The organism is Novosphingobium sp. FSW06-99 (genome assembly GCF_001519065.1).
In the GTDB taxonomy this organism is placed as follows: Bacteria; Pseudomonadota; Alphaproteobacteria; order Sphingomonadales; family Sphingomonadaceae; genus Novosphingobium.
The window spans coordinates 110,158-131,851 of sequence record NZ_KQ954253.1 but is presented as its reverse complement, the minus strand read 5'-3'; the positions used below and the strand labels follow the sequence as shown (position 1 = coordinate 131,851).

The following is a 21,694-nucleotide window of genomic DNA, read 5'->3' as shown; positions in this document are numbered from 1 at the left end:
GGTCTTGACGCCACTGGCCAGCCGCGCCACACGAATTCATGGCATCGCCCCCGATCTTTCCCGGCCTTCGACGATCGAATGCCGTGCACGAAACGCTTGCCCGCGAAATTGGCAAGACGATTGTTTCAGGCCAGTTGCTGCCCGGCGAACCGCTCGTCGCGGAAGAACGCTACAGCGCTGAAACCGGGGTTTCCCGCACTGCCTATCGTGAAGCGATCCGATTGTTGGCGGGCAAAGGTCTGGTGTACAGTCGCACCAAGAGCGGGACGCGGGTCAATGCCCAGGCCTATTGGAGCATGCTTGATCTCGACGTGATTGCATGGATCTTCGAGACCGGCGTTTCGCGGAAATTCATTCAGGATTTTTTTGAATTGCGTATGGCTGTCGAACCTTACGCCGCATCCCTTGCCGCGATGCGGCGTTCGGCATCCGATGTTGCCGCGATGGGCCACGCGTTGCAGGAAATGCGCAAGCTGGGGTTGCGCAATGCCGATGGCCGCGCCGAAGACCGGGCATTTCACAACCTGATTCTGGTGTCGACGCGCAATGCCACGCTGATATCGATCAGCGCGTCGATTGCGGCGGTGATCGATTGGACGACGCAACTGTCGCGTGAAGAGCGTGGGGTCGATCGCGACCCCATGCCCGATCATGACTGCGTGTTCGAGGCCATTGTGCAGCAAGACGGTGACCGCGCGCGCGACGCGATGCATGCGTTGATCCTGAACGCGTCACGCGATGCGGGCATTGTCTAGCCCGGCAATAGTCGGCTTGACCTTATTTGTCATACTAGATTACACAGACCCGTCAAAGGTCCCAGGGGCCGCGCGGAGTCTCTTTCATGGTACGCCCTGTCCTTGTCGTGTTGGCTGGCGCGGTTGCATTGGTTGCCGGTCACGCCGCTGCTGGTCCGCACCAACAGCTCCGCGCGAAGTCTGGTGCCCGATGTCCCTCGGGCAATGCAGCAGGACTGGCCTTGCCGCCGGGATTTTGCGCGACGGTGTTTGCCGATCATCTGGGGCATGCGCGGCATCTTGTGGTGGATGCCGACGGCACGGTCTATGCCAACAGCCAAAAGGGCAATGAAGCGCAGGACCGATCACCGGCCGGGCTGATCGTCATGCGCGATGTCGATGGCGACGGCGTCGCTGACCGGATTACGCGGCCGTTGGCGGGCGGCTTGGGCGGAACCGGCATCGCGCTGTACAAACAGCACGTCTTTCTCGAAGATGGCAGCCGGATCCTGCGCTATCGTCTTGCCGACGTGCTGGCGTCGCGGCGCGTGCGCGGCGATGTGGTGTTGTCCGGCCTGCCGACCCATGGCGACCATCACTCGCATTCGATCGTGATCACGCGCGACGGCACCTTGTTTGTAAATTCGGGCAGCGCAACAAATGCCTGCCAGCGCGACAACCGGCAGGCCGGATCGCCGGGGCAAGTGCCCTGCGCGGAAAAGGCGCTGCGTGCCGGCATCTGGCGGTATCGCGCCGATCGGATGGGGCAGGTGTTTGCACCCGGCGCCCGTTATGCCAGTGGTATCCGCAACGCCGTTGGGCTGGCGCTTGATCCGCAGGACCATGTGTTTGCAACCCAGCACGGTCGCGATCAGTTGTTTGAAAACTGGGGTACGCTTTATACGCCGGACCAGGGGCAGAATCTGCCCGCCGAAGAATTGCTGGATGTGCAAGGCGGCGACGATTTCGGCTGGCCCGAGTGCTATTTTGATCCGGGCCGGCATCGGCTCGTGCTGGCACCCGAATACAACGGTGACGGCGGACGCGCGATCGGCGTCTGTGCTCGGCGCAAGGCCCCGGTGGCGGCGTTTCCGGCGCATTGGGCGCCCAACGCCTTGGCACTCTATGACGGGCGGCAATTCCCTTCGGCCTATCGTGGCGGCGCGTTCATCGCGTTTCATGGTTCGTGGAACCGCGCACCCGGCCCACAGGATGGATTCAATGTTGTCTTCCAGCCGCTGACGCAAGGACTCGCATCGGGTCCGTTCGTCGTCTTTGCCGATGGTTTTGCCGGGCCGAACAAGGCGTCGGGCGATGCGCGCTATCGTCCGACCGGTCTGGCGACAGGGCCGGATGGTGCGCTTTATATCAGCGATGACAAGCAGGGGCGTATTTGGAAAATCACCTATCGCGGCAATGCCGACGCTGCCATTGCCGCAGCGCAAGGACCTGCTCCTGAATCCTTGCGTGTGCCCGCGCCCGAGCCGACCGGGCATCCGGTTGCGCTGCCCGCCGGCGTCACCTCCGCAATGGTCGCCCAGGGTCGGCGCCTCTACAACGGTGAGGTCGCAGGCGCGCCCTGCGCGGGGTGCCATGGCGCACGTGCGCAAGGAACGCCGGTCGGGCCCCGACTGGCCAATCGCGATTGGCTGTGGAGCAAGGGGGATCTCGCCGGGATCAGGGCGGTGATTGTCAGCGGCGTGCCGCGGCCCAAAAACTTTGCCGCGCCGATGCCTGCCTTTGGCGGCGTTCGGCTGGATGCGGCCCAACTGGATGCGCTGACGGCCTATGTCTGGTCGGTCGGCCACGGCGGCGCGCCATAAAGGTGGCGACGCGCCCTTGTTGTGTTGTGATAGCGCTATCTATACCAATTTGATCGATCCGAACCAGAAAAACAGACGGAGAGGCCTGTGCTGAAAAGAGTCGTAAACGCCCTGCTGGTGTCGGCCAGCCTGGCCGGAGTGCCGATGGATGCGCGGGCCCAGGCCCTCCATGCCACCCCGGACCAAACCCTGGAAACGCAAGGGTTGACCGTCATCATCGATCAAAACCAGTTCAGCCCGATCTTCTTTGATGAAAAGAATGCCGGCATCCAGATTGTGTTGCACGGCGAGCGCATTGCGACAGACGGCGCGGTGCGGCTGGACAACACCCCCGAACAATGGGCACGCGTCCCGGCCTTTGTTGGCCGCTCGGTCGGCCCCGGGCCCGATCAGATTCAGGTGCGTTCGGCCTACAAGGATGTGAACCTGTCCTATACCGTCAAGGTCACGCCCGAGGGCGATGGATTTCGAATTGCCGTCGATCTCGATCAGCCGTTGCCCGCGGCGCTGGCGGGCAAGGCCGGTTTCAACCTCGATTTCCTGCCGACCAGCTATTTTGGCAAGACGTATCTGATGGACAGTGCTCCTGGTCTGTTCCCAAGGCATCCCACCGGACCGATGGCCAGGGATGGCTCTGGCGACCCGCTTCCGCTGGCTTCTGGCGGCAAGTCGATCACGCTGGCGCCGGAAGATCCGTTTACGCGCGTCACCATCACCTCTGATCAGGCGCCGTTGATGCTGTTTGATGCGCGCGCCCGCGCGCAGAACGGCTGGTTTGTCGTGCGGTCCCTGATCGCGGCGGGTGCCGCCAAGGATGCCATCGTCTGGCATGTGCGGCCCAATGTGGTGAAGGGCTGGGTTCGTGCGCCCGTCGTCTCGTTCAACCAGGCCGGGTACACGCCGGGGCGTTCCAAAGTCGCGCTGATCGAGCTTGATCCCAATTTCAAGGCTCCGACCGAGGCGGAACTGGTCAAACTGACAGCCGACGGCACCCGGGCACCGGTGTTCAAGGCCAGGATCGAGCCGCGTGGTCGCTGGACGCGCTACACTTACGCGGCCTTCGATTTTTCCGCCGTACGCGAACCCGGCATTTACGCGATCACGTATGCCGGAACGGCCACCAATCCCTTTCGCATTGCCGCCGATGCCTATGATCATATCTGGCAGCCCTCCCTCGACACGTTCCTGCCCGAACAGATGGACCACATCGGCGTGCGCGAGCAGTATCGGGTCTGGTCGGCGCCCGCGCACCTCGACGATGCGCGCCAGGCGCCACCCGACATCACGCATTTTGATGGCTACCGGATGGGGGATCGGCTCGATTCGCCGTTCAAGGCTGGCGAACACATTTCAGGCCTGGCGATTGGCGGATGGCAGGATGCCGGGGACTATGACATTCAGACACCTGAAAACGCCTCGGTGGTGCGTGATCTGGTCTGGGCGCGTGAACTGTTCGGCCTCGACTGGGATGAAACCAGTGTCGACGAGGCAGCCCGCAAAGTGGAAATCCGCAAGCCCGACGGGGTCGAGGATGCGCTCCAGCAGATCCGCCACGGTACTTTGCAGTTGCTTGCCCAGTACAAGGTGTTCGGTCATGCGATTATCGGAATCGTCGATCCGCAATTGCGGCAATATGCGCATCTGGGGGATTCAGGCTCGCAAACCGACGGGCGGATTTATGACCCCGCATTGCAACCGGACGAGCGCGTTGGCGACCGGTCCGGCACGCCCGATGATCGCTGGGCGTTCACCACCGATTTTCCTGCCAACGATCTGGCGGTCGCTGGCGGGTTGGCCGCCGCTGCGCGCGCGCTTTCGACGATCGATCCGGCCCTGTCGCGAGAGGCACTTGCTGCGGCGCAGGCGATGTGGGCACGCCAGCAGAGCGGGGTCCTGCAGGCGGGCGACGGGCGTGATGCTCCTCCATATCTGCGCTCTGCAGACCTTGCCAATGTTCGCGCCACGATCGAACTCCTGATCACCAGCCACGGCGGCAAAGTCTACGCCGATCGTCTGGCCCAGTTGTTTCCGCTGATCGCCAGGAACTTTCCTGCCACCGCCGATGCGGCCGTTCGCGCCATTCCCTACATGCCGGCGGATTATCGCCAGCAGCTTTTGCCGCTGGTCAGGGATTTCAGGCTGGGCGTCGATCGCGATCTGGCGCACAATCCTTTTGGCGTGCCAATCAGCCTGGGGTCGTGGGCCGGTTCGAACCAGATCGTCAGCTTTGGCACGACCATGTATTTGCTGCATCAGGCTTTTCCTGATCTTGTCGGAAGCGGATATACGCTCGACGCACTGGATTTTGTGCTCGGACGGCACCCTGCCAACAATCTGTCGCTGGTTTCGACGGTGGGGACCGCGTCCAAACTCATCGGCTATGGCCATAATCGTGCAGATTACAGCTTCATTCCCGGTGGCCTGGTGCCGGGCGTACTGGTCATAAAACCCGACTTGCCAGAGGCCAAGGCCGACTGGCCATTCCTGTGGTTCGAAAATGAATACACGGTCAGTACGACCGCCGCCTATATTCTTGCCGCGCGCGCCGCCATGTCCGCTGCGGCGCAATCACGATGACCGGCGTGCGGCTCCCGCGTGCGATACCCCGCCGCACTATGCAGCAACAAAGCGCCTGCCGATCAGCGTCGTCAGGCCGACTATGGTGGCACCGGCAGTCAGATGCATGCAGAAATCGGCCACATGCAGCGTGCCCGGGTGGCAAAAGCCGAGCAAGCCTGCCGCAGCGAACGCAACGCCCACGCCTGCGACAAGCAAAGTCCGACGCGGATGAAGTGCGCGCGTCTGGCGCAGGGCCAGGATCACCATGACGATCATGGGGGCACCAGCCAGCATCATGAAAGTATAGCAATAGACCCCGGCCCCCAGCCTGTTGAAGTCCAACTGGGGTGATGCCAGCATATTGCCCGCGCATACCGCCAGCCAGACCAGCGCCAGTCCCGCCACGAATAGCACGGCTCCGCTGCGGGCGCGCAGCGGTCGACCGGGAATGCTGGTGTCGAAGGCAAGCATCACGGCGGCCATGCCCAGCACCAGCGCCAACCCGACCTGGGCGATTGCCCATCCCATGCCGGGGGCCGTCCAGTCCGGGTAAAAGGTGGGGATCAGCTTTGTCGCCAGAAAGCCGCTGGGCAGTGCCAAGGCAACCCAGCACAGCGCGCGCATCACGGGTGGACGCGTCCGCCGGATTGGCGCCAGGGATTGGCTCAAGCTGTCGATCAGCATGCGATGATCAGCCATGGTCACCGATCCCGTGCTGACGCATCCGGGCCAACGCACGATGCAGCAAAGCCTTGATCGCCGGGACCGACAAATGACTGGCCTGCGCGGCGTGGTCCACGCTCATCTGTTGCAGCTTGACCATTTCGACGGCCTGACGCTGGCGGGTGGGCAACACGTCCAGCAAGCGCTCTACCTCATGTCTGTTGGCAAGCTGTTCCATCGGACGGGCACCGTCCGGGTCCAGTTCCATCGCCAGCGTCGCCTCATTCCACACTTCGCGACGCTGGATGCGACCTTGGCGGCGCAGGGCGTCGATGGCGCGCGCAGCGGCAATGGCGGCAATCCAGGGCAGCAGCGGGCGGGCCGGATCATAAGTGTGTCGCACGCGATGCATGGTCAGCAATGTCTCCTGCACGACATCATCGGCCAGCGCATCGTCAAACACCCGCCGACGGACCAGATTGCGGATGGCCGGGACCAGGGCGCCCAGCAACTGGCGATAGGCATGCTGATCGCCGGCCTGCGACCGTTCCATCAGCGCGGGCCAGTCGGACGGGTCCGGCGTCGTCTGGCGGTCCGGCCTCAGGGCGCTGTCACTCTGCGTCGACACCGGCACGTTCCTGTCAGGCCAGATGAATGTGCCCAGGGGCGCGCCATGTTCGGCGATGTCGGCGCGCCAGGCAAGCTCCATCTGTGTTCACGCTTTGCCGGCAGCGTGGTTCAAGGCCTGAATGACCAGCCCTTTGGTCAGGATCTGGGGCAATATGACCGGCGCCCCTCCATCGGCCGGATAGACCACATAGAGCGGCAGGCCATCGCGACCGAAGGCGGCCATGGCATCCTCGATCTGCGCGTTGAAATTGGTTGAATCGCCAATCATGAAGATTGTGCCGGTCCGGGTGAGGGCGTCTTTTACATCCTTGGTGGAAAGGGTCGTTTTTTCGTTCACCTGGCATGTGATGCACCAGGATGCGGTAAAATCGACGAACACCGGCTTGCCCTGCGCGCGCAGCGCCGCCAGCCGTTGCACAGACCAGTCGACCGGTGCCGCGGCCTCGGCACTCACCGCCGGTGTGCCGACCCGTGGATGCGCAGGTATGCCCCCTTCGGGACGCAGGATCGCCACCGCCATCAGCGCGGCGACCGTGCCCGCCATCCCATAGTGGACGAGGAAGGCCTGCCCCGCCATGCGGCGGCGTTGCCCCATGCCATAGATCCATCCGGCAAGGCCCAGCGCGACAATGCATCCCAGCAACAGGGCCAGGCCCGCCGCGCCGGCCTGCTGCGCCAAAACCCAGGTCAACCATGCCGCCGCGCCAAACATCGGAAAGGCCATCGCCGACTTGACCGTCTGCATCCACGCGCCAGGGCGGGGCAGGCGGCGGGCCAGTGCGGGTAGGAACGCCAGCAGTGTGAACGGCGCGGCAAATCCGGCGCCCAGCGCTGCAAAGACGCCGAGGCCTGTCAGCGGCGGCTGAACGAGGGCATAGCCGAGCGCCCCGGCCATGAACGGTCCGGAACAGGGCGTGGCCACGACAATCGCAAGCACCCCCGTCAACGCCGCGCCCAACGCACCGCCGCGCCCAGCGGTTCCCGCTCCCAGGCGCTGGACCGACAGGCCCACCTCGAACAATCCGGCAAGGTTCAGCCCCGCGCCCAGCACGACCAGGGCCAGAACCGCAATCACCAGTGGCGATTGCAACTGGAACCCCCAGCCCACTGCCGCGCCACTTGCCCGCGCGGCGATCAGCGCCCCCGACAGGGCAAGCATCGCGCCCATGACCCCTGCAAAGAACGCCAACCCTTCCGCGCGCAGGCGGTGGGGCTGGTCGCTGTGACGAACCAGCCCCATGATCTTGAGCGAGATGACCGGAAACACACAGGGCATCAGATTCAGAATCAATCCGCCCAGAAACGCGGACAACAGAGCAATCAGCATTGAGGGCTACCTTGCAGGGGCATCAACCGGAAGCGGGCGTTCAGGAATGCTTTGCGCGCCAGGCCTTGACCGCCTCCATCGCCTTTTCGATGTGGGCCTCGGGATTGCGATCGGAATAGCTGAGCAGGATCTTGCCGTCCGGCGCGATCACATACGAGGTGCGGTCCGAGATGGTGTTGCCGTTGTACGTCATCTGGTTCTTGTATTCGCCCGCGATCTTTGCACCCGGATCGGCGGCGACTGCGAATTTGTCGCGGCATTCGACCTTGGAGAATTCGGCGACTCTGTCGATGTTGCCCGCCGTCACGCCGATGACCGTCGCATGCAGTTTGTTGAAGGCGTCAGTGGCTTCGGCAAACTTGTGCGCTTCGATGGTGCAGCCGCTGGTGAAGGCTGCAGGGAAAAAATACAGGACCACCGGCCCCTTGCGCAATTGCTGCTTGAGCGAAAAGACCATGGGCTTGCCGGCCTTGGCTGCATCAAGTGTGAAATCGGGTGCGGTGTCACCCACGGGCAACGCCGCAAATGCTGGCGCACCGCCCGCCAGAATGGCCAGTGTGCCTGCCAAAGTTGCACGCTTGAAAACGTTCATAAGATGCTCCCATCAACCGGATGGGGCCGGACGCACGGGATGCGTCAAACCGGCTCCCATCATGTCTTTCGCTGCGGCGCGGGCGAAAGATGCGGTTGGGGACGATTATTTTTCCGGGCAGACCGTATTTTGCGATGATTGCCTGCGCTTGCCATCGGGCGTGCTGCCGGTTTGGCAGTGGCATGTATTTGACATCTGCATCCCGCCGTCAGGATAGCACGGTTGCAATATGCATCGTGTGCATGTTTGAATTCTGTCATTCGATTGGTTGATACGTCATCGTGGCCTTATCGGCATCCGGCAGCAACCGGAGACCCGCCATGCCAGAATCAAGGCACTTACGACCGATCGAGGGCATTCGTCCCACCCCGGGCATGCTTGCCCTGGGCATGTTTGCCATGCTGGCCGGATGTGGCACATCGTCCACGCCCGACGCGGCCAAAGCCCCCGTTCCGGTTACGATCGCGTCAGCCGAACAGGGCCCCCAGGCGCTCGCGATGAATGGTCTTGGCCATGTCGAGGGGCGCGATACCGCCGCTGCCCGCGCGCAGACGAGCGGCGTCGTCCTGTCGATCAGTTTTACCGAAGGCCAGACCGTTCGGGCCGGGCAACCCCTGGCTCAGATCGATCCTCGCCCGCTGCAAGCGACAATTGCGCAGGATGAAGCGGCCCTGGCGCGTGACCGCGCGGCGCTGGCCAATGCCAACGACCTGGTCACGCGCAACGCTCCTCTGGTCGACAAGGGTCTTGTGTCCGCGCAGCAGGTCATGGCTTATCGATCGCAATCGGCCCAGCTCTCCGCCGTGGTGGCAGGTGATCGCGCCACCATCGTGCGCGATCGTCTGACGCTGGCCTATGCGACCATCCGCGCCCCGATCACCGGGGTGACCGGGGTGCGTCTGGTCGATCCCGGCAACCTGGTCAGCCCAACCGATCCGACCGGCATCGTGACCATCGCGCAGATTCAGCCGATCGCTGCAACTTTCACACTGCCGCAAGGCGCGATCGCGCAGATCCGCGCGGCAATGGCGGCGGCGGGGCCGGCGGGACTTGGCGTTACCGCGCTGGCGCAAGGTTCCGGGCAAGTGCTTGCCCAGGGGCACCTCACCGTAATCGACAATCGCATCGATGCCACGAACGGCATGATAAGCCTCAAGGCGGTTTTCCCCAACGAGCACAAGCAGCTTTGGCCGGGCGAGCAGATCAACTTCCGGATCGCGCTCGGTGATGATGTCAACGCCGTCACCGTGCCGGCAAGCGCCCTGCAGTCCAATCCGCAGGGCACGTACGTCTGGGTGGTCGGCGCAAACGATACCGTTGCGATGCGGCCGGTCACGTCCGGTCGACGCTTCGGCGATCGGATCGAAATCGTGCATGGCCTGTCGGGTCGTGACCGCGTGGTGACTGACGGCCAGTTCGCGCTGTCGCCCGGCGCCTCGGTGACGATTGCCGACAAGGGTGCGGCGAAGACTTCGCTCAGATCGGACAATCCAGACCAGTTGGGACTGCAACCATGAACCCGTCCACAATCGACCAGGGTGCTGCTGAACCCGCTGGCGGCATGTCCGGCCTGTTCATCCGCAGGCCGCTGGCGACGCTGATGCTGGCCATCGGCCTGACGATCATCGGTATCGTCGCCTATTTCCAGCTTCCGGTCGCATCGTTGCCGAACGTAAGCGTGGCGACCATCCAGGTGACGGCACAATTGCCCGGAGCCGATGCCCAGACCAACGCTTCGGCCGTGGCAACACCGCTCGAACGACAGTTCGGCCAGATTCCCGGCCTTACCCAGATGACCTCGTCGAGCGCGCCAAGCTTTGTGCAGATCGCGCTCCAGTTCGGGCCATCGGTGTCGGTGCAGCAGGCTTCGCTGCAAGTGCAGGCCGCGATTGCCGCTGCCCAGGGCAATCTTCCCGCGACTTTGCCGTCGCCCCCGACATTCCGGGTGATCAATCCTGCCCAGACGCCGGTGTTGATCCTGGGTCTCACGTCAAAGACCTTGCCCCTGACGACTGTCGATGACTATGCGGAAAGCATCCTGTTCGAGCGCCTCTCGCACCTGCCGGGCGTTGGTCTTATCACGATCGGCGGACAGCAGCAGCCGGCGATGCGGATCGAAGTCGATCCTGCGCAGCTCAGCGCCCATGGCCTGACGCTGGAGGATATGCGCACCGCTCTGAGCACCTCGACCATCGATGCCGCCACCGGCGAACTGCGCGGATCGCGGCAGACTTACGGGATCACGACCAACGGCCAGCTTCAGAGCAAAAGCGATTTTGCCAACATTGTCGTCGCCTATCGCAACGGCGCGCCGATCCGTTTGTCGGACGTCGGGGCGGTGGCGATCGGCCCTGCGAGCACCCAGCTTGCCGGCTGGTTCAACCGTGACCCCGCGATCATCCTCAACGTCATCCCCTCCGCCGGGGCAAATGTGGTCGACACGGTGGACCGCATCAAAGCCGAACTGCCGCAACTGGAGGCTGCGCTGCCGCACTCGGTGCACGTGGCGGTCGTGTCTGACCGCACCACGACCATTCGCGCATCGATCAATGACGTGTTGTTCACGCTGATCCTGACCATCTTGCTGGTGGTCGGCACCATATTCCTGTTCCTGCGTGAGCCGCGCGCCACGCTGATCCCGGGCGTTGCCGTCGCGCTATCGATTATCGGTACGTTCGCGGTGATGCTGGTGTGCAACTATAGCCTGGACAACCTGTCGTTGATGGCCTTGTCGATCGCAGTCGGTTTCGTCGTCGACGACGCGGTGGTCATGATCGAAAATATCATGCGCCATCTGGAAGAAGGCATGACGCCGCTGCGCGCCGCGCTCAAGGGTGCAGGCGAGATCGGATTCACCATCCTGGCCATTTCGATTTCGCTGGTCGCGGTGTTCATCCCGTTGCTGGCAATGGGCGGACTGGTTGGCCGGATGTTCCAGGAATTTGCCATCACGGTGGTGGTCGCGATCCTGCTGTCGGTCGTCGTATCGCTGACGTTGACGCCGATGATGTGCGCCAAATTGCTCAAACAGCATGACACGCATACCGCACACGGACGCCTCGACCTGGCGCTGGAAAAGGCTCTCGACCGGCTCACCGCGTTGTATGACCGCGGCCTCGCAATCGTGCTGCGCCACCAGCGCACCACGCTTGCCGTCCTGGTCGGTACGATCGCTTTGACGATGACGCTCTATGTCATGATTCCCAAGGGCTTTTTCCCGACGCAGGACACTGGGCTCGTCGCCGGTATTACCGAAGCGAGCCCGGACATCTCGACCGACGGGCTGGCGCAGCGACAACAACGGCTGGTCGATGTGATCCTCCATGATCCGGCTGTTGCCAGTGTCGCCAGCTATATCGGGCCAGGACCGAGCAGTCCCTCTCCCAGCGAAGGGCGCATGTTCATCGCCCTGAAACCCGTCGATCGCCGGGGGCCGCATGGTTCCGGTCCCGAAGTGATCGAACGGCTCGACAAGGCGGTCGCGGGAATTTCGGGCATCCGGCTGTACCTCCAGGCCTCTCAGGACATCACGATCGGTGCACGCGTCTCCAAGAGCCAGTATCAGTTCACGCTGGTCGATGTGGATCCGGCCGAACTTGGGCAGTGGGCCACCCGCGCCACCGATGCGTTCAGGCAGATTCCCGAACTCGACAGCGTGACCAGCGATGCCGGTGCCGGTGGTCCGCAACTGATGGTCCATATCGATCGCGATGCCGCAGCCCGGCTCGGCATTTCCGCTGCCGACATCGACACCAGTCTTTACGACGCCTTCGGCGAACGCCCCGCCGCCAAAGTGTTTACGGCCCTCAACCAGTATGACGTGATCCTTGAAGTGGCGCCGCAGTTTCGCGCCGATCCCGGCGCGCTCGACAGCGTCTATCTCCGCTCGTCCGGCGGCACGGCGGTGTCTCTGTCGCAAGTCGCCACGGTGTCGAACGCCAAGGCACCGCTCGTCATCAACCACCAGGGCGGGTTTCCCTCGACCACCATCAGCTTCAACCTCAAGCCCGGCGCGTCGATCGGCACCGCCGTGGACGCGGTGAACAAGGTGCGGGCGCAATTGCACATGCCGACCACCGTCCAGACCTCGTTTCAGGGCAACGCGGCTGCGTTTCAGACGGCGCTCGCGGGGCAGGGCCTGTTGATCCTGGCCGCCCTGGTAACGATCTATCTGATCCTGGGCATGCTCTACGAAAGCGCGATCCACCCGCTCACCATCCTCTCGACACTGCCGTCGGCGGGATTGGGTGCGCTGCTGACGCTGGAAATGGTTGGCATGCCCCTCGACGTGATCGGGATCATCGGCATCCTGTTGCTCATCGGCATCGTGAAGAAGAACGGGATCATGCTGGTCGATTTCGCCATCGAGCAGGAACGGGCTGGCGCCAGCCCGCTCGACGCCATCCGCGCGGCGTGCCTCACCCGTTTCCGGCCGATCCTCATGACGACGCTGTGTGCAATGCTGGGCGGGGTGCCGCTGATGCTCGGCACCGGCGCCGGGGCCGAGATCCGCCAGCCGCTGGGCTATGCCATCGTCGGCGGGCTTGCCGTCTCGCAAGTGCTCACGCTGTACACCACGCCCGTCGTCTATCTCTATCTGGACCGGTTGCGCAGGCGTTTCACCCGGTCCGGCCCAATCTCGTCCCCGATCCCCGCCTGAACAAAGGATATTCCATGCGTATTCCGTTTCTGATCGCCTCCGGCCTCATCGCCAGTACGGCGCAGGCCGCGCCACTCGTCGCCAATTCCCCGATCCTGACCAGGGCCGGCGCCATCCGCGCCCTGAACGAAGCGGAGACCCGTGCGATCGCCGCCGATGCCCCTTCCGCCATCGCCATCGTCGACGGATCGGGGATGCTGCTCGCGTTTGTTCGCATGGACGCGGTGCGACCGGGCAGCGTTGATCTCGCGATCGGCAAAGCGCGGTCGGCGGCCCTGATGCGACGCCCCACCAGCGAACTGGAAGAGAATGTCGCCAAAGGCCGCACCGCGCTGGCCACTGCCGGCCTGACCGCATTGCGCGGTGGTGTGCCAATCGTGATCAACGGCGCATGCGTGGGTGCGGTTGGCATTGCCGGGCTGAACAAGGATCAGGATGCCACCATCGCCGCGCAAGTGGCGGCCGCGATGGAACATGCATCATGAAATGGTATCGCGCCGTCCCACTTGTCGCCCCGCTGCTTGCCGCCTCGGCGCTTGCCGGCTGCGCGCTTGGCCCTCATCCCGCCGTGCCGCAGGCGCCAATACCGGCAGCCGCGTGGAACGGGCAGGCCGATAGCGCCGCCTGGCCTGCAGCCACCTGGTGGAAGGCTTTCGGCTCAACCGAACTCGACGGTCTGATCGCCGATGCAGAGGCGCACAACGACGATCTCGCCGCGGCACAGGCGCGTTTGCGCGAAGCCGACGCGCAGGCGCGGATTGCCGGCGCGGCGCTGCTGCCGACGCTGTCTGCCGCGCCCCTGGTCGAAGACACGCGCAAGTACAGCCCGACCGGGCAGGTGCGCCAATACGGCACGCTCAGCGGTGTGTTCAGTGCGTCCTATGAGCTCGATATCTGGGGAAAGAACCACGACACCGCCCATGCGGCCAGTCTGGGGGCCGAGGCGGTCGGCTACGACCTTGCTGTCACGCGTGTCGGCGTCGTCACCGGCACGGTTTCCGCCTATCTCAACCTGCTCGCCACGCGTGATCAGATTGTCGCGGCCAAAACCCAGGCTGCCGACGCCCGCAAGATTCTCGACGGGCTGTCGATTCAGCAACACCAGGGCCTGGTGACCGGCGTGCAGGTTGCCCAACAACGCACGCTCGCCAACCAGCTAGCGGCGGCGGTGTCGCCGCTCGAAGCGCAGCGTACGCACTGGATCGATGCGCTCGCACTGCTGACCGGGCGCAATCCCGAGCGCTTCAGCGTCGACGGCGGATCGTTGTCGGACCTGACATTGCCACCGGTCTGCGCCGGCATCCCGTCCGGTCTGCTTGTCCACCGCCCGGACGTGCAGGAGGCCGAACGCAACCTTGCAGCCGCCGATGCCAATATCGCGGTCGCCCGCAAAAGCTTTCTGCCCTCCTTCGGACTGACCGGCAGTGGTGGTGTGGGGAGCGTCGCGCTGAGTTCGGCGCTGGCCGGTCCGGCATCGATCTTCGACATCCAGCTCAATCTCCTCCAGCCGATTTTCGACGGCGGGCGGCTGAAGGGACAACTCCAGCAAGCGAATGGCCGCTACCAGGAACTTGCCGCCGATTATCTCAAGACGATCCATCTCGCCTTCCGCGACGTCGAGGATGCCCTGGCAACCGAACAAGGCGCGCGTGAGCAGGTTGTCCGGCAAGCCGAGGCTGTCGCCAGCGCGCAACAGACGCTGGAATCGACCCGCGCCGGATATGCCGCCGGCACGGTCGACACCCTGGCACCCCTGGCCGCGCAACAGGCGCTGGCGAAGGCGCAGGCCAGCCTGATTGCGGCCAACCTGGCACGCGCCCAGGGGTTGGTAGACCTCTATAAAGCGATGGGTGGTGGATGGTCCTTGCCAAACTGACCGGAATGGCCCGAATAGAGACTATGCGTCTGAGCCGCTTCGACCTCAATCTGCTTGTCGTTTTCGAAGCGCTGATGGAAGAGCGCAGCGTTAGTCGCGCCGCCAGCAGACTGGCGCTCAGCCAACCGGCGGCCAGCCACGCGCTCAGTCGCCTGCGGGCATTGGTGGACGATCCCCTGTTCATCCGCACCGCATCTGGCATGGAACCCACCGCCCGCGCGCACCAGCTTGCGCTGCCAATCCGCCGCGCGCTCGAAGGCTTTGCCACCGCGCTCGAGCCGGAGACGTTTTCGGCCGCGACCGACGAACGTGATTTCCGCCTTGCGCTCAACAATCACGCCGCGCTGGTGCTCGCGACTCCCATCCTGCTCGCTTGCGCAACGCAGGCGCCAGGCATCCGGCTGGATATTCGGCCCAGCGGCAATCTGGCGGTGGATGACCTGCTCGATCGCGGTGAGCTTGACTTCGTCATCATGGCTCGATCGCTTGACCGCCAGCGGTTTGCCTCCTGCATCCTGAACGAGGACGATTACCGGATCGTCATGCGCCGCGACCACCAGCTCGCGGCTGTGCAGACACCGTTGACCCTGCGGGATTTTGCCGGTCTGAGCCGGGTCGATATCTCATCGAGCGGAGAGGACATGGCGTTTGTCGGGCAGGCCCTGGCCAATGCAGGGCTGCCCAACCGGACGGTCGGTGCGGTGCCATATCTCGCATTGCCTGCCTTGCTTCGCGATACCGACCATATCGCAATCGTCCGTCAGCAGATCGCACAAGTTCTTGCTTATTCAGGCGAAATCGTGATCCGCCCGCTGCCCTTGCCCAATCGTTCGGTTGCGAGCGTGCTCAGTTGGCATCAACGGCATTCTGGCCAGGCTGCGCATGTGTGGCTTGCCGAGCTTATCCTGCAGGTGAGCCGACGATCCTCGGGCACCCCGGCCTGACGGATCGGGGCTGGCGAAAAGGGCGCGATGCCGGGACTGGCGCTGCTGAAATCCTTGTGGATTTGCAAGGAGGCAAGGTCCAGGATCATGGCCATTGGGTACCCAGCACCGGGGATTTGGCGGGACATGGAAATCAGACAACTGCGCTATTTCCTGGCGCTGTGCCGCACGTTGAATTTTACGCGTGCGGCCGAAGAAGTGCATATCGCCCAGCCGCCATTCAGTCGCCAGATCAGCAATCTGGAGGATGAACTGGGCGTGCGCCTGATCGATCGGGACGCGCGCCCGATGCGATTGACCGCTTCGGGCGTGTTTTTTCAGGAACGCGCGCAGGAAATTGTTGGCCGGATCGATCGGTTGAAGAGCGACACCGTGCGATTTGGTCGCGGCGGGCGCCAGACCCTGCGGATCGGGTTCGAGGTCTACGCGCTCTACGGCCATCTGCCGCCGGTCATCAAGCATCTGCGCGATCTCAATCCGCAACTCGACATCGATCTGAAAGTGATGTCGTCGGAAGAGCAGATCCTCGGCATCCGCAATGGCGCCGTTGATGTCGGTCTGGGCCGTGAACCGGTGCAGGACGAACAGATCGACCAGATTGTCATTCGCCGTGAACCCTATGTCGTGGCGCTGGCGCGGGACCACCCGCTGGCAAGCGCCGATCGCCTGGGCTTGCGCTTCGCTGACCTCGCCCAGGAAACCATTGTTCGCTATCATGATCCCGCCGTGGGCCGCCGATCCGATCCGATCGTACGGATGATGGAACGGGCAGGTTTTGTGCCGATACGCGAGACCGCGCTGGGGGATGTGTTCGGTGCGCTGGGTCTGGTTGCCGCAGAAGCGGGCGTTTGCATTGTGCCGGCGACGGTGCGGCGCATGCGCAGCGACGATGTCCGGTATGTTCCGCTCAACGAAGAAGGGGCATTTACCGACATTTACCTTGCAACGGCAAAGGACTGGAACTCCCCGATCCTGCAACAGACCAGGGACGAACTCGATCGGCTGGTCGCGGCGCACGAGAAAGCGTGACCGGGCAACACATCCCGGATGGACACGGGGCCGCGTACATCAGGCGATCGGTTGGCTTTTGCGACGTATCTCGCCAATGAACGAGATCAAGGCGCGCAAGCCGGCGGGTTGATAGCGACGGCTTGGATAATAGAGGCAAAGCCCAGCCGACGAGGGTGTGAAGCTGTCCAGCACACGCACAAGCCCGCCATCGCGGATGCTGTCGCGGACCCACCATTCGGCCAGATAGGCCAGGCCTGATCCTGCCAGCACGGCTTCCAGCATCAGGCCGGCATCATCGAGAGTGAGCTGCCCCGGCACATCGAGCGCAAAAGCCCGGCCGTCCTGTTCGAATTCCCAGCGGTACATTTTGCCACTTGGCATCCTGGCTCGGATACAGGTGTGCTGCGCCAGATCCCGCGGCGTTTCGGGCACCGGCTTGCTCGCGAAATAGGCGGGCGATCCGACCACCGCAAATCGTTGCATCGGCTCAAGATGGACGGCGATCATGTCTCCGGGCACAAGATCGCCGGGCCGTATGCCCGCATCAAACCCTTCTGCGACGATATCGATCGGGCGATCCTCCGTCACGAAGTCCACCTGCATTCGCGGATAATTGCGAACAAATTCCAGGATGATCGGTGACAGAATGCGCCGGGCCGCGCCAACCGAACTGTTGATCCGCAACGTGCCGGCGGGTTCGTCCCGATGGCTTTTGACTGTGTCCAATGCATGATTGATTGCGTCCACGGCCGGTTCGACAGCAGCAAGGAACTGGTCTCCTGCGCTTGTGGGAGAGACGCTGCGGGTGGTTCGGTTGAACAGCCGAACGCCCAGTCCGGCCTCGAAACCTGCGATCATCTGGCTAAGCGCTGTCGGGGAAATGCCGAGGTCGGCAGACGCGGCGCGGAAGCTGCGGCGCCTGGCGATTGCGATGGCAGCTTCCAGCTCCACGATGCCTATTTTTCGCATTATCCAAATTCCTGCATCATCTCATGGCGCACTATATAGATTATCATGATCATTTGTCAGTCCTACATGTGGCGCCAACGCAACCACCTGGACAGCGACAGATGCAACAGATCGCCCACATCTATATCGACGGCCGTTTCGTCGCACCGCACGGAACCGAACTGTTCGATTTGCATGATCCGACAACCGGAGACGTTTTCGGGCAGGTCAGGTTGGGGGATGTCCACGATGCGAGGGCGGCCATCGCCGCAGCGAAACGGGCCTTTCCGGCCTGGTCGCGCAGCAGCAAGGCGGATCGCATTGACCTGCTGCGCCGATTGCACCAGGCAATGGACGCCAGGAAAGACGCCCTGCGTGATGCGATCATCCTGGAATATGGCGCCCCGATCGCGCGCGCGACGTGGATGGCAGGTCATGCGGCAAGCAGCTTCCTCGATGCGGCCCACGCCCTGCAAGGTTTCGATCTGACGCAACCGATCGGCACCGCAGAGGTGATCATGGAACCGGTCGGTGTGGTCGGGTTGATCACGCCGTGGAACAGCAATGCGGGCTTCATTTGCAACAAACTCGCCTATGCGCTGGCCGCCGGGTGCACCGCCGTCATAAAGCCCAGCGAGATGAGCGCAGCACAGACACACGTCGTGCTTGAAGCGCTGCATGCAGCGGGCGCGCCCGCGGGCCTCTTCAATATCGTCAACGGCCGAGGGGATGTCGTCGGCGCAGAAATCACCGAAAATCCGGACATTGCGAAAATCTCGTTCACCGGCTCCACGGCGGTTGGCAAAGCGATTGTTCGCGCTGCCGCCGATACGCTGAAGCGTGTGACCCTGGAACTTGGCGGCAAGTCGCCGACGATAATCCTGGATGATGCCGACTTTGCCAAGGCCATGCCCATCGCGCTGGAGGCCGGATTTGCCAACAGCGGGCAGGCCTGCGTGGCCGGTACCCGAATTCTCATCCCGGCGTCGCGCTTTGACGAGGCGATCGCCGCCGTGAGGAATGCGCTGAAAACAATCGTGGCCGGCAACCCGCGCGATCCCGCGACGACCATCGGGCCGATGGTCAGCCAGGCCCAGTATGATCGCGTTCAGCGCTATATCCGGCTGGGCATCGAGGCCGGTGCCACGCTTGTCGCCGGGGGGGAGGGGCACCCCGACGGTCTTGGCGGGTATTTCGTCAAGCCGACCATCTTTGCGAATGTCACCAATGACATGAGGATTTCAAGGGAAGAGATCTTCGGCCCGGTGTTGTGCCTGCTGACCTATGAAGATGAGGCCGAGGCGATTTCGATAGCCAACGATACGCCCTATGGCCTGCAAGCCTATGTCATATCCGCCAGCGTGGATCGGGCTGCTGCGGTGGCGAAACGGATCGAGGCCGGACGTGTTGTCATAAACGGCGCACCGCACGACCCTGCCGCGCCATTCGGCGGGTTCAAGCAATCGGGGATCGGCCGCGACTATGGCGTCTTCGGACTCCAGGCCTACCTTGAGCCAAAGGCCCTGCTGGGCGCGCAGTCGGCGTGAACCCGCACCATGCGCAAGGCATGCGGGTCTACGCCGAACTGAGAGGGGCGGACAGAGCCGCGCAAATGCTGGATCGGGCTCAGGGCGTTGGCGCCGAAGCCGCCATCGCGGATCTTTCACTCGAATTCGTGTTCGGCAAAGTCTGGAGCAGAGACGGCCTGGATCGCAAGCAGCGCAGTCTGGTTACGATCGCCGCGCTGATCGCCCTGCGTCAGACCACCGAGTTGCAAAACCATTTTCGTATTGCGCTGACCAACGGCCTGTCTTTGGCCGAGATCGGGGAAGCCATCGTGCAGACCGCTCCGTACGCGGGCTTTCCGGCCGCCTGGACCGCCGCGCGTGTCCTTGCCGACATGGCACCCGATGGCCTTGTCGCGCCCGACATTGGTGCAGACTGATTGTTCGCGGTCGGCGCCTGCGCGATTACCCCGATCGGGCCGCAGTCCGCAATGCCGCCTCCGCGCTCGCTTCGATAACCCGAAGCTCTTCGAGACTGTCGGCGAGATTTCGTCGCGCGAGCGAAGCCACCAGTGCGGCTTGGGCATCACGTGTCAGCCCTTCGAAAAAGTCAGCCATGTTGTTGCTGACCAGGCAACGGTGGGGAACATTGTGCCTGGCTGCCCATAGCGGATCTTCGCCCATGACGGCGAGGTAGACCGCGTCGAGCGATATCTCGCATGCAGGCCGTGCCAGCCTGACTCCGCCTTCACGCCCCTTGGTGCCCGTGACAAGTCCTGCCTTTGCCAGTTGCGGCAGCAGACGGCGCACGAGGCTCGCGTTGGTACCGGCCCCTTCGGCAAGCTGCGCCGAACTGAGCACAAGATCGCCCTCACGCTGGGCCAGGGCCAGGCTCAGCATCATCTGCAGGGTGGTCGGGAACCGCAAATCAATCATCTGTCATCTCCATCGCCATAATGTATCGATGATGGTTGCATTTTTCCAGCCATCGTTTAATGTGCGAATCATTGATACATTAAAGGAGCCGTCGATGTCAGATGAAGCAGCCGTAAGCCAGGTGCTGGCACGTTATGTCCGCGCGACCGACCGGCGGGACGCAGAGGCGATGAGTGCCTTGTTTGTCGAGCAGGGCACGGTCGAAATGGCCTGGTTCAACAGCGGTGATCCGCAGCCACTGGGGCGGTTGGTCGGTCGCGAGCAAATTGCCTGGGCAGTCGCCAACATGATGGCGCCACATCCGGCGCGAGGGTTCAGCCATCACACAACGATGGATCATATCGTCACGATCGATGGTGACGAAGCCGTGATCGACGCCCAGTTCATTGTCTACAACACACTCGGCGCGGATCGCCCCGCGGCAGGTTGGCCAGCGCAGGCGCGCGGCGCCCAGGGAACCGTGACCCCGATCGAGGCAGGGTACTACCGGTCAAGGCTGATCCGGGTCGATGGCGTCTGGCGCATTGTCGAACACCGCATCGATCTCGATTTGCCGGTTGCAGGGGCCGACTGATGCGGGCGATGGTCTACAGCCGCTATGGCGGCCCGCAAGTGCTTGAACCGCGCACATTGCCGATGCCCAGGGTCGGCCAGAACAGCGTGCTGGTGCGGATCCGGGCGGCCGCGCTGAACCCGGCCGATCTCGCGCTGCAGGCGGGTCACGGCGATACGATCATGGATGCCTGGTTTCCGGTCACCCCCGGCTGGGACATGGCGGGGGTGGTCGAAACGGTTGGCGACGGGGTGCAGGAGTTTGCCCCGGGCGATGCAGTGCTCGGTTATGTCCGGCAGGAAATCCTTCATCACGGGACTTATGCCGAATTCATGGCGGTGCCTGTCGAGGCCTTGGTGCGCAAGCCCGCCACGCTGCCCTGGACCGCCGCCGCGGCCTTGCCGCTGGCCGGCCTGACGGCGCATCGCGCAGTGGTTTTTGCGCTCGGCATCGGCGCCGGTGATACCGTGCTGGTGCATGGCGCATCCGGTGGTGTCGGTGCGCTTGCCGCGCAGTTGGCAAAGCTGCGCGGTGCGACAGTGTTCGGCACGGCTTCGCACGCCAAACATGGCTTCCTCCGCTCGCTTGGCATCACGCCGCTCGCCTATGGTTCCGGCCTTGCCGAAGCCTTGGCCGGATTGGCGCCTGGCGGTGTCGATGTCGGATTGGATTGCGCGGGCAAGGACGCTCTTGCCACGGCCGCCAGCGCCATGAAGCCAACGGCAAGGCTGGCCTCGATCGCGGCTTATGGCGGGACAGTCCGCATGGTCTATGCCCGTCAGGATACGCGCATTCTCCAGGAACTTGCAGACCTTGCCGCGCAGGGCGCCTTGCAGGTTCCGGTCGCGGCAACCTTCCCGCTCGAAGAGGCGGTTGCGGCGCAACACCTTCTTGCGAGCGGTGCGCATGCGCCGGGTAAGATCGTCCTGCTGC

At 63.5% G+C, this 21,694-nt stretch carries 19 protein-coding genes; 13 read left to right on the top strand and 6 right to left on the bottom strand.

What is annotated here, in order from left to right:
- Positions 1-38: 38 nt before the first annotated feature.
- From AQZ49_RS05460 to AQZ49_RS05450, 3 genes are all read left to right on the top strand, one after another.
- On the top strand, positions 39-755 hold the full coding sequence (locus tag AQZ49_RS05460) for a FadR/GntR family transcriptional regulator (protein WP_067613771.1): 717 nt from the start codon (positions 39-41) through the stop codon (positions 753-755).
- Positions 756-976: 221 nt separating this feature from the next.
- Positions 977-2,557 carry a PQQ-dependent sugar dehydrogenase gene (locus AQZ49_RS05455; RefSeq protein WP_231738892.1) on the top strand — a complete coding sequence of 527 codons (1,581 nt, stop codon included), beginning with the start codon at positions 977-979 and terminating at the stop codon, positions 2,555-2,557.
- Positions 2,558-2,644: 87 nt separating this feature from the next.
- Positions 2,645-5,134, top strand: coding sequence for a cellulase N-terminal Ig-like domain-containing protein (locus AQZ49_RS05450; RefSeq protein ID WP_231738889.1), 2,490 nt, complete (start codon positions 2,645-2,647; stop codon positions 5,132-5,134).
- A 36-nt stretch (positions 5,135-5,170) separates the two neighbouring features.
- On the opposite strand, the gene AQZ49_RS05445 is transcribed toward AQZ49_RS05450, so the two are convergent.
- Genes AQZ49_RS05445 through AQZ49_RS05430 form a run of 4 tightly spaced genes read right to left on the bottom strand, consistent with a single transcriptional unit; the run spans position 5,171 to position 8,328 of the window.
- Complete coding sequence (locus AQZ49_RS05445; RefSeq protein ID WP_067613767.1) at positions 5,171-5,815, bottom strand: NrsF family protein; 645 nt, start codon at positions 5,813-5,815, stop codon at positions 5,171-5,173.
- On the bottom strand, positions 5,808-6,488 hold the full coding sequence (locus tag AQZ49_RS05440) for an RNA polymerase sigma factor (protein ID WP_197410938.1): 681 nt from the start codon (positions 6,486-6,488) through the stop codon (positions 5,808-5,810). Before AQZ49_RS05440 ends, AQZ49_RS05445 begins: the two co-directional genes overlap by 8 nt.
- 6 nt (positions 6,489-6,494) lie before the next feature.
- The gene (locus AQZ49_RS05435) at positions 6,495-7,736 is read right to left on the bottom strand and encodes a protein-disulfide reductase DsbD family protein (protein ID WP_067613765.1); all 1,242 of its coding nucleotides are present in this window, start codon (positions 7,734-7,736) and stop codon (positions 6,495-6,497) included.
- 40 nt (positions 7,737-7,776) lie between these two features.
- Positions 7,777-8,328 carry a peroxiredoxin gene (locus AQZ49_RS05430; protein WP_067613763.1) on the bottom strand — a complete coding sequence of 184 codons (552 nt, stop codon included), beginning with the start codon at positions 8,326-8,328 and terminating at the stop codon, positions 7,777-7,779.
- A gap of 320 nt (positions 8,329-8,648) precedes the next feature.
- Between AQZ49_RS05430 and AQZ49_RS05425 the strand changes: the two genes are divergently transcribed.
- The 6 genes from AQZ49_RS05425 (at position 8,649) to AQZ49_RS05400 (ending at position 16,837) form a co-directional block, all read left to right on the top strand.
- A complete protein-coding gene (locus tag AQZ49_RS05425) occupies positions 8,649-9,845 on the top strand; it encodes an efflux RND transporter periplasmic adaptor subunit (protein ID WP_082701547.1) in 1,197 nt (398 codons plus the stop codon).
- Positions 9,842-12,988: an efflux RND transporter permease subunit gene (locus AQZ49_RS05420; RefSeq protein WP_156428152.1), complete on the top strand. Its 3,147-nt coding sequence runs from the start codon at positions 9,842-9,844 to the stop codon at positions 12,986-12,988. Before AQZ49_RS05425 ends, AQZ49_RS05420 begins: the two co-directional genes overlap by 4 nt.
- Positions 12,989-13,002: 14 nt before the next feature.
- Positions 13,003-13,473 carry a GlcG/HbpS family heme-binding protein gene (locus AQZ49_RS05415; protein ID WP_067613757.1) on the top strand — a complete coding sequence of 157 codons (471 nt, stop codon included), beginning with the start codon at positions 13,003-13,005 and terminating at the stop codon, positions 13,471-13,473.
- A complete protein-coding gene (locus AQZ49_RS05410; RefSeq protein WP_067613755.1) occupies positions 13,470-14,864 on the top strand; it encodes an efflux transporter outer membrane subunit in 1,395 nt (464 codons plus the stop codon). Before AQZ49_RS05415 ends, AQZ49_RS05410 begins: the two co-directional genes overlap by 4 nt.
- Complete coding sequence (locus AQZ49_RS05405) at positions 14,846-15,808, top strand: LysR substrate-binding domain-containing protein (RefSeq protein ID WP_082701532.1); 963 nt, start codon at positions 14,846-14,848, stop codon at positions 15,806-15,808. Before AQZ49_RS05410 ends, AQZ49_RS05405 begins: the two co-directional genes overlap by 19 nt.
- A 126-nt stretch (positions 15,809-15,934) precedes the next feature.
- Positions 15,935-16,837, top strand: coding sequence for a LysR family transcriptional regulator (locus AQZ49_RS05400; protein ID WP_067613750.1), 903 nt, complete (start codon positions 15,935-15,937; stop codon positions 16,835-16,837).
- 39 nt (positions 16,838-16,876) lie between these two features.
- Here the strand turns inward: AQZ49_RS05400 and AQZ49_RS05395 are convergent, their stop codons facing one another.
- Positions 16,877-17,788: a LysR family transcriptional regulator gene (locus AQZ49_RS05395; protein WP_067613748.1), complete on the bottom strand. Its 912-nt coding sequence runs from the start codon at positions 17,786-17,788 to the stop codon at positions 16,877-16,879.
- On the opposite strand from AQZ49_RS05395, the gene AQZ49_RS05390 reads away from it, so the two are divergent.
- Positions 17,746-19,314, top strand: coding sequence for an aldehyde dehydrogenase family protein (locus AQZ49_RS05390; protein ID WP_231738886.1), 1,569 nt, complete (start codon positions 17,746-17,748; stop codon positions 19,312-19,314). The genes AQZ49_RS05395 and AQZ49_RS05390 overlap by 43 nt on opposite strands.
- Before the next feature lie 20 nt (positions 19,315-19,334).
- On the top strand, positions 19,335-19,712 hold the full coding sequence (locus AQZ49_RS05385) for a carboxymuconolactone decarboxylase family protein (protein ID WP_231738883.1): 378 nt from the start codon (positions 19,335-19,337) through the stop codon (positions 19,710-19,712).
- 25 nt (positions 19,713-19,737) lie between these two features.
- On the opposite strand, the gene AQZ49_RS05380 is transcribed toward AQZ49_RS05385, so the two are convergent.
- Positions 19,738-20,208 carry an RrF2 family transcriptional regulator gene (locus AQZ49_RS05380; RefSeq protein WP_067613742.1) on the bottom strand — a complete coding sequence of 157 codons (471 nt, stop codon included), beginning with the start codon at positions 20,206-20,208 and terminating at the stop codon, positions 19,738-19,740.
- 94 nt (positions 20,209-20,302) lie between these two features.
- On the opposite strand from AQZ49_RS05380, the gene AQZ49_RS05375 reads away from it, so the two are divergent.
- Both AQZ49_RS05375 and AQZ49_RS05370 read left to right on the top strand, forming a co-directional pair.
- On the top strand, positions 20,303-20,782 hold the full coding sequence (locus AQZ49_RS05375; RefSeq protein ID WP_067613740.1) for a nuclear transport factor 2 family protein: 480 nt from the start codon (positions 20,303-20,305) through the stop codon (positions 20,780-20,782).
- The coding region (locus AQZ49_RS05370; protein WP_082701530.1) for an NADP-dependent oxidoreductase at positions 20,782-21,694 on the top strand (913 nt) is incomplete at its 3' end. The genes AQZ49_RS05375 and AQZ49_RS05370, both read left to right, overlap by 1 nt.

Bases quoted from the DNA above. Each gene is read 5' to 3' on its own strand.
- AQZ49_RS05430 (WP_067613763.1), bottom strand. From the start codon at position 8,328: ATGAACGTTTTCAAGCGTGCAACTTTGGCAGGCACACTGGCCATTCTG.
- AQZ49_RS05395 (WP_067613748.1), bottom strand. From the start codon at position 17,788: ATGCGAAAAATAGGCATCGTGGAGCTGGAAGCTGCCATCGCAATCGCC.
- AQZ49_RS05460 (WP_067613771.1), top strand. From the start codon at position 39: ATGGCATCGCCCCCGATCTTTCCCGGCCTTCGACGATCGAATGCCGTG.
- AQZ49_RS05400 (WP_067613750.1), top strand. From the start codon at position 15,935: ATGGAAATCAGACAACTGCGCTATTTCCTGGCGCTGTGCCGCACGTTG.
- AQZ49_RS05375 (WP_067613740.1), top strand. From the start codon at position 20,303: ATGTCAGATGAAGCAGCCGTAAGCCAGGTGCTGGCACGTTATGTCCGC.
- AQZ49_RS05415 (WP_067613757.1), top strand. From the start codon at position 13,003: ATGCGTATTCCGTTTCTGATCGCCTCCGGCCTCATCGCCAGTACGGCG.
- AQZ49_RS05445 (WP_067613767.1), bottom strand. From the start codon at position 5,815: ATGGCTGATCATCGCATGCTGATCGACAGCTTGAGCCAATCCCTGGCG.
- AQZ49_RS05405 (WP_082701532.1), top strand. From the start codon at position 14,846: ATGGTCCTTGCCAAACTGACCGGAATGGCCCGAATAGAGACTATGCGT.
- AQZ49_RS05410 (WP_067613755.1), top strand. From the start codon at position 13,470: ATGAAATGGTATCGCGCCGTCCCACTTGTCGCCCCGCTGCTTGCCGCC.
- AQZ49_RS05435 (WP_067613765.1), bottom strand. From the start codon at position 7,736: ATGCTGATTGCTCTGTTGTCCGCGTTTCTGGGCGGATTGATTCTGAAT.
- AQZ49_RS05380 (WP_067613742.1), bottom strand. From the start codon at position 20,208: ATGATTGATTTGCGGTTCCCGACCACCCTGCAGATGATGCTGAGCCTG.
- AQZ49_RS05440 (WP_197410938.1), bottom strand. From the start codon at position 6,488: ATGGAGCTTGCCTGGCGCGCCGACATCGCCGAACATGGCGCGCCCCTG.
- AQZ49_RS05425 (WP_082701547.1), top strand. From the start codon at position 8,649: ATGCCAGAATCAAGGCACTTACGACCGATCGAGGGCATTCGTCCCACC.
- AQZ49_RS05385 (WP_231738883.1), top strand. From the start codon at position 19,335: ATGCGGGTCTACGCCGAACTGAGAGGGGCGGACAGAGCCGCGCAAATG.
- AQZ49_RS05420 (WP_156428152.1), top strand. From the start codon at position 9,842: ATGAACCCGTCCACAATCGACCAGGGTGCTGCTGAACCCGCTGGCGGC.